Source organism: Anaeromyxobacter sp. PSR-1 (assembly GCF_000964525.1).
Taxonomy (GTDB): Bacteria; Myxococcota; Myxococcia; order Myxococcales; family Anaeromyxobacteraceae; genus Anaeromyxobacter.
Window position 1 is genome coordinate 1 of sequence record NZ_BAZG01000179.1, and the last position, 9114, is coordinate 9114.

Below are 9114 nucleotides of genomic sequence, written 5' to 3' on the forward strand. Positions count from 1 at the left end.
CGCGCCGGCGAAGCCCGCGGCCGCCCCGGCCCCCGCGCCCGCGGCGTCTCCGAAGCCGGCCGCCGCGCCGGCGGCGCCGGTGGCCGCGGCGCCGAAGCCCGCCGCGGCCGGCGCGTTCGTGGTCCAGCTCGCCGCCACCCAGAGCCGGACCGAGGCCGAGCGGATCGCCGCGAAGTACCGGACGCTCTCGCCGCGCATCGAGGCCGCGGACGTCCCGGGCAAGGGCCGCTTCTTCCGGGTGCGGGCGGGCAGCTTCGCCACCCGCGCGGAGGCGGAGCGCTACCTGCGCGACGCCGAGCGGGAATCCGGGGCGAAGGGATTCGTGACCGCGAGCCGGTGAGCCTAGCTTCACGTCGGGAGCCGCAGACACATGACGAGCACGTTCGAGAACCCGAAGCGCGTCGAGAAGCCCTGGGGCCACGAGCTGTGGTGGGCCCACACCGAGCGCTACGTCGGCAAGCTCCTGCACGTGAAGGCGGGGACGCAGCTCTCGCTGCAGTACCACGTGAAGAAGGACGAGACGATCCACCTCTGGAGCGGCGAGATGGTGCTCGTCCTCCAGGAGGACGGCCGCCTGGTCGATCACCCCATGCGCCCGGGCGACAGCTACCACGTGCGGCCGGGCACGGTGCACCGCATGCGCGCGATCACCGACTGCGACGTGCTGGAGGTGTCCACGCCCGAGGTCGAGGACGTGGTGCGCGTCCAGGACGACTACGGGCGCTGAGCCGGGCCGCGGGCGACGCCGGGGTTGCCTCGCGCAGGCGCGCCGGACGCTTCGCACGCGCTCCGGGGCGCGAACGCACCCGCGCGCCGGCGGCGGGGCGCGGCAGGGCGCGCGGCGGCGGGAGCGCGTCTCGTCAGCGCGAGAGCAGGATCCCGATCGCGGTCGCGATGACGACCAGCGCCGCGAGGAGCAGCGCCACCTTCCGCGGGCTCTCGGCGCGCGTCTCGCGCACGCCCTGCAGCGCGTGCATGGCCCCGGCGCGCGTCCAGCGGTCGGAGGTCTCCGCGCGGACCAGGTCGTCGTCGCCGAGGAAGCCGTGCGCGTAGAGCGCGTGCAGGTCGGCGAGCGACGGGACCACCAGCTCCCGGCCGCTCGCGTCCCGCACGTGGTAGCGCATGGGCGCGCGCCTCATGCCGGCCCCAGCTCCGCGGCGATGGCCTCGGCGACGCGCACGCCGTCCACCGCCGACGAGACGATGCCGCCCGCGTACCCGGCGCCCTCGCCGGCGGGATAGACGCCGCGGAGCGCCGGGCTCTGCAGGTCGTCGCCGCGCACCAGGCGGCAGGGCGCGCTGGTGCGGGTCTCGACGCCGATGAGCAGCGCCTCGTCGGTGACGAACCCGTGCATGCGCTTCTCGAAGCTGCGCAGCCCGGCGCGGAGCGCGTCGCGCACCGCCGCCGGGAAGAGCTGCGACAGGTCGGCGGGCACCACGCCGGGGCGGTACGAGGTGCGGCCGGGCGGCGCACCGGGGCGGCCGGCGAGGTAGGCCGACAGCCGCTGCGCCGGCGCGTGGTAGCCGCCGCCGCCGAGCCGGAAGGCCGCCCGCTCCCACTTGCGCTGCCACTCCAGCCCGGCGAGCGGTCCCTCGAAGCCCTCGGCGGCGAAGTCGGCGGGCGAGACCGCCACGACCATGCCCGCGTTCGCGAGCGGCGAGCTGCGGTGCGAGTTGGACATGCCGTTCGTGCACTGCATCTCGGGCTCGGTCGGGGTGGGGACCACCACGCCGCCGGGGCACATGCAGAACGAGAAGACGCCGCGCGCCTCGCCCGCGACCCGCGGGTTGTCGGCCAGCTTGTAGTCCGCCGGGGGGAGCCTGGGGTGGCGCCGCTCGGTGCCGTACTGGATGCGGTCGATGAGCGGCTGCGGGTGCTCCGCGCGGAACCCGACGGCGAACGGCTTCGCCTCGACGGGCCAGCCCCGGCGGGCGAACAGCTCGAACAGCTCCCGCGCGCTGTTGCCGGGCGCGAGCACCAGCCGGTCCGAGTCGAGCGTCCGGCCGTCGGCGAGCGTCAGGCCGCGGAAGCGTCCGCCGGCGAGCTCCAGGTCCACGGCGCGGGCGCCCCACAGGAACGTGCAGCCGCCGCGCTCCAGCTCCTCGCGCATGGCGGAGATGGCGCCGGGCAGGAGGTCGGAGCCGACGTGCGGCTTGCCCTCGGCCAGGATCCGCGACACGCCCCCGAAGCGGGCGAACAGCTCCACGACCTTGCGCACCGCGGGGTGGTGGATGCGCGTCCCGAGCTTGCCGTCGGTGTACGCGCCCGCGCCGCCCTCGCCGAAGTTCATGTTCGACTCGGGATCGAGCGCGCCGGACCGCATCAGCTCGGCGACGTCGCGCCGGCGCGGCCCGACCGGCTTGCCGCGATCGACCACCACCGACGGCACGCCGCGCTCGAGCAGCTCCCAGGCGCAGAACAGGCCGGCGGGGCCCGCCCCGAGGATGATCGGCCGGGCGGCCGGGGCGCGCACGCGGGGCGCCGGCGGCTCGGGGGCGGGGGCGGGCGTCACGTCGGCGCCCGCGCCGCGGACCTCGCCCTCGACCGTCACCTCGAGGTTCACCAGCCAGCGCGCGTGGCCCTTCTTCCGCGCGTCGAGCGAGCGCCGGATCACCAGCGCGTCGCGGAGGTGCGCGGCCGAGACGCCCAGGCGCTCGGCCGCGCGGCGCGTCAGCAGCGCCTCGTCCTCGTCGAGCCAGAGCGGGATGTTCGAGACCCTGTACCGCAAGCGACTCCTCTCAGACCGCGAAGCGGGTTACGCGCCGGCCTGTCACGCGGGCAGGGGATGCGAACCGGCCTACGCACCAGCCCTCGGCTCCGGAAAGGGCCTGGAAGGGCACAACTACATGAAAAGATTGGTGGCGTCACCTTCGAACGGGTTTGGCCCGCCCCTTGCTGCTTCCGGGGGCCACGGTCGTTTGCGGCGCGGCCCGGTCCGCTCCGCGCGGGAGAAACTCAATGGTGCCAGGCATGCTCGACGTCAAGGGAACCCAGATCCTCGCGAAGTCGCTCTTCAAGGAGCTGCGTGGCAACGGCTACTCGCCCAACCAGATCCTGAGCCTCTCGACCGAGCTCATCGATCTCGTCACCCAGGATCTCAAGGGCGAGCACGAGGCCGAGGCCCTCCGGGCCACGCCGCCCCAGCTCCTCGGCGAGGACGCGAAGGAAGGCTGGCGGGCCGCGCTCTAGCGCGACCGCACCGACGACTTCGGAGCGCGCGGACGGTGCCGGGAGAACCCGGCGCCGTCCTTGCTTTTTTCCGGCCCCCGTCCCACCTCGTTTCCGTTGACTCCCCATGTCGCGGAAAGTAGCTTAGGCCACCTTTTCAACCCCCAGGAGGAGGGCGGCGCATGGCGCGTATCGCAATCAACGGGTTCGGTCGCATCGGTCGCTGCATCGTTCGCGCTGCCATCGAGCGCGGGGAGAAGGATCTCGAGTTCGTCTCCATCAACGACCTCACCGACACGAAGACCCTGGCGCACCTGCTGAAGTACGACTCGGTGCACGGCGTCCTGAACGCCGAGGTGAAGGCGACGGACAAGGGCATCGTGGTGAACGGCAAGGAGATCCAGGTCACGGCCATCAAGTCGCCGGCCGACCTGCCCCACGCCGCGAACAAGGTGGACCTGGTGCTGGAGTGCACCGGCCTGTTCACCGAGCGCGCCAAGGCGGAGGGCCACCTCCAGGCCGGCGCGCCGCGGGTGCTGATCTCGGCCCCGGCGAAGGGCCCGGACATCACCGTCGCCTACGGCATCAACCACCAGCAGCTCGATCTCTCGAAGCACAAGATCATCTCGAACGCGTCCTGCACCACCAACTGCCTCACGCCGGTGGCGAAGGTCCTGCTCGAGTCGTTCGGCATCAAGCGCGGCCTGATGACGACGATCCACTCGTACACGAACGACCAGAACCTGCTCGACCTGCCGCACAAGGACCTGCGCCGCGCCCGCGCCGCCGCGCTGTCGATGATCCCGTCCACCACCGGCGCCGCCAAGGCCGTCGCCGAGGTGATCCCGGCGCTCAAGGGCAAGCTGCACGGCACCGCGGTGCGCGTCCCCACGCCGAACGTCTCGCTGGTGGACCTCACGGTGGAGCTGGAGAGGAGCGCCACCGCCGAGGAGATCAACGCGGAGTTCAAGAAGGCGGCGGAGGGCGCGCTGAAGGGCGTGCTCGAGTACTCCGAGGCGCCGACCGTCTCGGTGGACTACAACCACAACCCGCACTCGTCGATCTTCGACGCCACCAACACCTTCGTCATCGACGGGAACTTCGCGAAGGTGTTCGCCTGGTACGACAACGAGTGGGGCTTCTCGAACCGCATGGTGGACGTGGCGAAGCTCGTCACGAAGTAGGCCGCCATGGCGCTCAAGACCATCGACGCCCTCGAGCTCGCGGGCAAGCGGGTCTTCATCCGCGTGGACTTCAACGTCCCGCTCGACCCGCAGGGCAGGGTGACCGACGACGCGCGCATCCGCGCCGCGCTGCCGACCATCCGCCACGCCATCCAGGCCAAGGCGAAGGTGATCCTCGCCTCGCACCTGGGCCGCCCGAAGGGCAAGCCGGAGGACCGCACCAAGCTCACCCTCGAGCCCGCCGCGGTGCGGCTCTCCGAGCTGCTCTCCCAGGACGTGATCCTGGCGGACGACTGCGTCGGGGACGGGGTCAAGAAGCTGGTGCGGGACCTGAAGGACGGGCACGTGCTGCTGCTCGAGAACCTCCGCTTCCACCCGGAGGAGGAGAAGAACGACGAGGCGTTCGCCCGCGAGCTGGCCAGCCTGGCCGACGTGTGGGTGAACGACGCGTTCGGCACCGCCCACCGCGCCCACGCCTCCACCGCCGGCATGGCCAGGTTCGTGAAGGAGAAGGCCGCCGGCTTCCTGGTGCAGAAGGAGGTCGAGTACCTGGGCAAGGCGCTCGGCAGCCCGGCGCGGCCGTTCGTGGCCATCGTCGGCGGCGCCAAGGTGTCCGACAAGATCAAGGTGCTCGAGAACCTCATCGCCAAGGCCGACGCCGTCTGCGTGGGCGGCGCCATGGCCTACACGTTCCTGAAGGCGCAGGGCGTGCCGGTGGGGCGGAGCCTGGTCGAGGAGGACAAGCTCGAGCTGGCCCGCCAGATCCTGGAGCGCGCCGAGGCCCGCAAGGTGGACCTGCTGCTCCCGGTGGACCACGTCTGCGGCGCGGAGCCCAAGGAGACGGCGGAGCGCGTGGTGGTGAACGATCGCGCCATCCCCGACGGCCTCATGGGGCTCGACATCGGCCCGAAGACGCTCGACCGCTACCGGCAGCGCATCGCCGGCGCGAAGACCGTCTTCTGGAACGGCCCCATGGGCCTGTTCGAGCAGAAGCCGTGGTCGGAGGGGACGTTCGGCATCGCCAGGGCGATGGCGGCGAGCCCGGCCGTCACGGTCGTCGGCGGCGGTGACAGCGCCGCGGCGGTCGAGCAGGCCGGCCTCGTGGACAAGATGAAGCACGTCTCCACCGGCGGCGGCGCCAGCCTCGAGTTCATCGAGGGGCGGGAGCTCCCCGGCGTGAAGGCGTGCGAGGAGTGAGCGTGCCCCGCACCAAGTTCGTCTGCGGCAACTGGAAGATGCACAAGACCGTGGCCGAGGCGGTCCAGCTCGTGAAGGAGCTGGCCGCCGGGCTCGGCGACGCCGCCGGGAAGGTGCAGGTGGCGGTGGCGCCGCCGTTCACGGCCGTCCACGCGGCCGCGCAGGCGGCGGCCGGCTCGGCGATCGAGGTCGCCGGGCAGGACGTGCACTGGGAGGCCCAGGGCGCGTTCACCGGCGAGGTGTCCGCCGCGATGCTGGCGGAGGCGGGCTGCCGGCACGGCATCGTGGGCCACAGCGAGCGGCGCCAGCTGTTCGGCGAGACCGACGAGGCCGTCCGCAAGAAGGTGGGCGCGCTGCTCGGCGCCGGCATCGCGCCCATCGTCTGCGTCGGCGAGACGCTCGCCGAGCGCGAGGCGGGCCGCACGCTCGAGGTGGTGGACCGGCAGGTGCGCCAGGGGCTCGCCGGGCTGGACGCCGGGGCACTGGGCCGGGTGACCGTCGCCTACGAGCCGGTGTGGGCCATCGGCACCGGCAAGACCGCCACCTCCGCCCAGGCGCAGGAGGTCCACGCGGCCATCCGGAAGATCCTCCGCGAGATGGGGGGTTCCGTGGCGGACGCGATCCGGATTCAATACGGCGGCTCGGTCAAGCCCGAGAACGCCCAGGAACTGATGTCCCAGCCCGACGTCGACGGCGCGCTCGTCGGCGGGGCCAGCCTGAAGGCGAAGGACTTCCTCGCCATCGTGAAAGGTGCACTCCGTTGATCACGCTCGTCACCGTCCTCCACGTCCTCGTCTGCGTCTTCCTCATCCTCGTGATCCTGCTCCAGGCCGGTAAGGGCGGGGGCATGGGCGCCGGCCTGGGCGGCGGCGGCTCGCAGACGGTGTTCGGCGGCCGCGGCTCCCAGACGTTCCTCGGCAAGGTCACCAGCGTGTCGGCGGGCATCTTCATGCTCACCTCGCTGACGCTCGCCTACCACGCGTCGCGCACCAGCTCGGTGGTCGAGCGCGAGGCCGCGCCCGCCCCGGCGCCGTTCGCGCCCGGCGCGCAGCTCCCGGCGCCCGCGCAGCCCGCCCCGGCCCAGCAGCCGGCGGCCCCGGCGCAGCCCGCGCCCGCGAAGTAGCGAGGAGGGCAGGGCGCTCGCGTCGCGCGGGCGCCCGTCCCCGGGGACTCCAGCGAAGGGCAAAAGAAAAGGGGATCCGGGTTCGCCGGATCCCCTTTCTGCTGTTCGGTGTGCCCAGGGCGAGATTCGAACTCGCACGCCTTACGGCGCCACCCCCTCAAGATGGTGTGTCTACCAGTTCCACCACCTGGGCGTTCGGAGCGGACGGTTTCTAGCAAAGGCCCGTTCCGGGCGCAACAGCGGAAAACGCGAACGGGTCAGGAAGGCGGAGGATTCCGCGCCGGTCACCGCTCCAGCTTGTCCCGCTTCTCCTCCACGTCCTTCCACTCCTCGGCCTCGGGCAGCGGGTCCTTCTTCTCGGTGATGTTCGGCCAGGCCTTGCTCAGCTCGGAGTTGAGCTGGACGTACTCGTTCCACTTCGCCGGCAGGCTCTCCTCCGGGAAGATGGCCTTGGTCGGGCAGGCGGGCTCGCAGGCGCCGCAGTCGATGCACTCGTCGGGATGGATGACGAGGAAGTTCGGCCCCTCGTAGAAGCAGTCCACCGGACAGACCTCGACGCAGTCGGTGTACTTGCACTTGATGCAGGGCTCGGCGACGACGTAGGCCATGGCGCGTCCTCCAGGAGGGGACGGGTTCCTAATCTACGGCTCGTAATAGTCGAGCCCGAGGTGGGTGATGAGCTCCTCGCCCGCCAGGTGGCGGAGCGTGTTCTTCAGCTTGGTGAGCTGGATGAACAGGTCGTGCTCGGGGTAGAGCCCCTCGGCGACCATGGGGCTCTTGAAGTAGAACGAGAGCCACTCCTGGATCCCGGACATCCCGGCGCGCTGCGCCAGGTCGAGGAACAGCGCCACGTCGAGCGCGACCGGGGCCGCCAGGATCGAGTCCCGGCAGAGGAAGTTCACCTTGATCTGCATCGGGTAGCCGAGCCAGCCCTCGATGTCGACGTTGTCCCACCCCTCCTTGTTGTCGCCGCGCGGCTTGTAGTACTCGATGTGAACCTGGTGGTCGAAGTGGCCGTAGAGGTCGGGGTACAGCTCCGGCTGCAGGATGTACTGGAGCGCGGAGAGCTTCGAGACCTCCTTGGTCTTGAAGCTGCCGGGATCGTCGAGCACCTCGCCGTCGCGGTTGCCCAGGATGTTGGTGGAGAACCAGCCGTTCAGGGCGAGCAGCCGCGCCTTGAGCATCGGCGCGAGCACCGTCTTCATCATGGTCTGGCCGGTCTTGAAGTCCTTGCCGGCGATGGGCACGCCCTGCTTCCGGGCGAGCTGCTGCAGCGCCGGGACGTCCACGGTGAGGTTCGGCGCGCCGTTCCCGAACGGCACGCCCTCCTTCAGCGCCGCCCACGCGTAGATCATCGAGGGGGCGATGGCCGGGTCGCTCGCCGCCATGGCCTTCTCGAACCGCCCCAGCTCCGCGTGGACCGCCGACGGCTCCAGGTACACCTCGGTGGACGCGCACCACAGCATCACCGCGCGGGCGCAGTCGTTCTCGCGCAGGAAGCGGCGGATGTCCTCGCGCAGCGCCTCGCCCAGCTCCAGCTTGCTCGGCGCCTTCTTCACGTTCGGCCCGTCGAGCCGGCGCACGTACTCGGGCGAGAACACCGCCGGCATGGGCCGGACCGCGGACAGCGGGACGCGCAGCTGCTCGAGCAGCGCGTGGTCGAGCACCGAGGCGTGGGTCGCGGACGCGTAGGCGTCGTCCGGGAACGGGTCCCACGCGCCGAAGCGCACGTCCTCCAGCGCGGCGATGGGCACCAGCTCGCGGACCAGCGGCGCCCGCTTCTCGGTGCGCTTGCCGAGCCGCACCGTGCCCATCTGCGTGAGCGAGCCGATCGGCTTGCCCATCCCGCGCTTCACCGCCTCGACCCCCGCGATCAAGGTGGTGGCGACGGCGCCCAGTCCCGGCACGAGCACGGCCAGCCGGCCCTTCGCCGGCGCGATCGAGCGTGGCTTCCTCACGTTGGCTTCCTCCCGGCGGTGCGCGACCGCTCCCGACAAGGTTTCGGGCCGTGGCCGCCGCCGCAAGGCCTGACGCGTGGCCGGGCGGGCGACCGCTCACCGGAAGCGTAGGCCACCGGCCGTCGCGAAAGGGCCGCCATTGGGCTCGGGCTGGCGGGGCGGCCCGTCAGGGGTACAATCCGTCGAAATGCCGCAGGAACGCCGCGACCCCCGTGTCCCCGTCTTGCTCCGCATCCGGCTGGCCTACGGATCGGTGGACGAATTCGTCGATCGCTTCGCGCTGAACGTCTCGCGCGGCGGCCTGTTCGTGCGGACGCTCGAGCCGCAGCCGCCCGGGACGCCGCTGCGCCTGGACGTGGTGCTCGAGTCCGGCGACCAGGTGATCCACGGCAGCGGGGTGGTGCGCTGGAGCACGCCCCCGTCGGCGCCCGGCGAGCCGGCCCGCGTCCCGGGCATGGGGATCAAGTTCGTGGACCTCTCGCCC

At 71.9% G+C, this 9114-nt stretch carries 12 protein-coding genes and 1 tRNA gene; 8 read left to right on the top strand and 5 right to left on the bottom strand.

All coding sequences use genetic code 11. The features are described from left to right. A partial coding sequence (locus PSR1_RS19110) for an SPOR domain-containing protein (protein WP_160309038.1) occupies positions 1-340 on the top strand: 340 nt, incomplete at its 5' end. Positions 341-370: 30 nt separating this feature from the next. After that, positions 371-727, top strand: a complete 357-nt coding sequence (locus PSR1_RS19115) for a cupin domain-containing protein (protein ID WP_059439019.1) — start codon at positions 371-373, stop codon at positions 725-727. Positions 728-860: 133 nt separating this feature from the next. Here PSR1_RS19115 and PSR1_RS19120 read toward each other — a convergent pair whose 3' ends face one another. Both PSR1_RS19120 and PSR1_RS19125 read right to left on the bottom strand, forming a co-directional pair. Continuing rightward, a complete protein-coding gene (locus PSR1_RS19120) occupies positions 861-1139 on the bottom strand; it encodes a hypothetical protein (protein ID WP_059439020.1) in 279 nt (92 codons plus the stop codon). Then, positions 1136-2728, bottom strand: coding sequence for an NAD(P)/FAD-dependent oxidoreductase (locus tag PSR1_RS19125; protein ID WP_059439021.1), 1593 nt, complete (start codon positions 2726-2728; stop codon positions 1136-1138). The genes PSR1_RS19120 and PSR1_RS19125 overlap by 4 nt, the downstream gene beginning before the upstream one ends. Positions 2729-2958: 230 nt before the next feature. Between PSR1_RS19125 and PSR1_RS19130 the strand changes: the two genes are divergently transcribed. From PSR1_RS19130 to secG, 5 genes are all read left to right on the top strand, one after another. Further along, the gene (locus PSR1_RS19130; RefSeq protein ID WP_059439022.1) at positions 2959-3189 is read left to right on the top strand and encodes a hypothetical protein; all 231 of its coding nucleotides are present in this window, start codon (positions 2959-2961) and stop codon (positions 3187-3189) included. 161 nt (positions 3190-3350) lie between these two features. After that, positions 3351-4352, top strand: a complete 1002-nt coding sequence (gene gap / locus PSR1_RS19135) for a type I glyceraldehyde-3-phosphate dehydrogenase (protein ID WP_059439023.1) — start codon at positions 3351-3353, stop codon at positions 4350-4352. 6 nt (positions 4353-4358) lie between these two features. Next, a complete protein-coding gene (gene pgk, locus PSR1_RS19140) occupies positions 4359-5549 on the top strand; it encodes a phosphoglycerate kinase (protein WP_059439024.1) in 1191 nt (396 codons plus the stop codon). 2 nt (positions 5550-5551) lie between these two features. Then, complete coding sequence (gene tpiA, locus PSR1_RS19145; RefSeq protein WP_059439025.1) at positions 5552-6313, top strand: triose-phosphate isomerase; 762 nt, start codon at positions 5552-5554, stop codon at positions 6311-6313. Further along, the gene (gene secG / locus PSR1_RS19150) at positions 6310-6672 is read left to right on the top strand and encodes a preprotein translocase subunit SecG (protein ID WP_059439026.1); all 363 of its coding nucleotides are present in this window, start codon (positions 6310-6312) and stop codon (positions 6670-6672) included. Before tpiA ends, secG begins: the two co-directional genes overlap by 4 nt. A gap of 111 nt (positions 6673-6783) precedes the next feature. On the opposite strand, the gene PSR1_RS19155 is transcribed toward secG, so the two are convergent. The 3 genes from PSR1_RS19155 to PSR1_RS19165 form a co-directional block, all read right to left on the bottom strand. Next, positions 6784-6865, bottom strand: a tRNA-Leu gene (locus PSR1_RS19155). A gap of 91 nt (positions 6866-6956) precedes the next feature. Further along, positions 6957-7280: a ferredoxin FdxA gene (gene fdxA, locus PSR1_RS19160; protein ID WP_011420590.1), complete on the bottom strand. Its 324-nt coding sequence runs from the start codon at positions 7278-7280 to the stop codon at positions 6957-6959. A gap of 33 nt (positions 7281-7313) precedes the next feature. Next, positions 7314-8630 carry an inositol-3-phosphate synthase gene (locus tag PSR1_RS19165; protein WP_059439027.1) on the bottom strand — a complete coding sequence of 439 codons (1317 nt, stop codon included), beginning with the start codon at positions 8628-8630 and terminating at the stop codon, positions 7314-7316. Positions 8631-8817: 187 nt separating this feature from the next. On the opposite strand from PSR1_RS19165, the gene PSR1_RS19170 reads away from it, so the two are divergent. Further along, a partial coding sequence (locus PSR1_RS19170) for a TIGR02266 family protein (RefSeq protein ID WP_152643384.1) occupies positions 8818-9114 on the top strand: 297 nt, incomplete at its 3' end.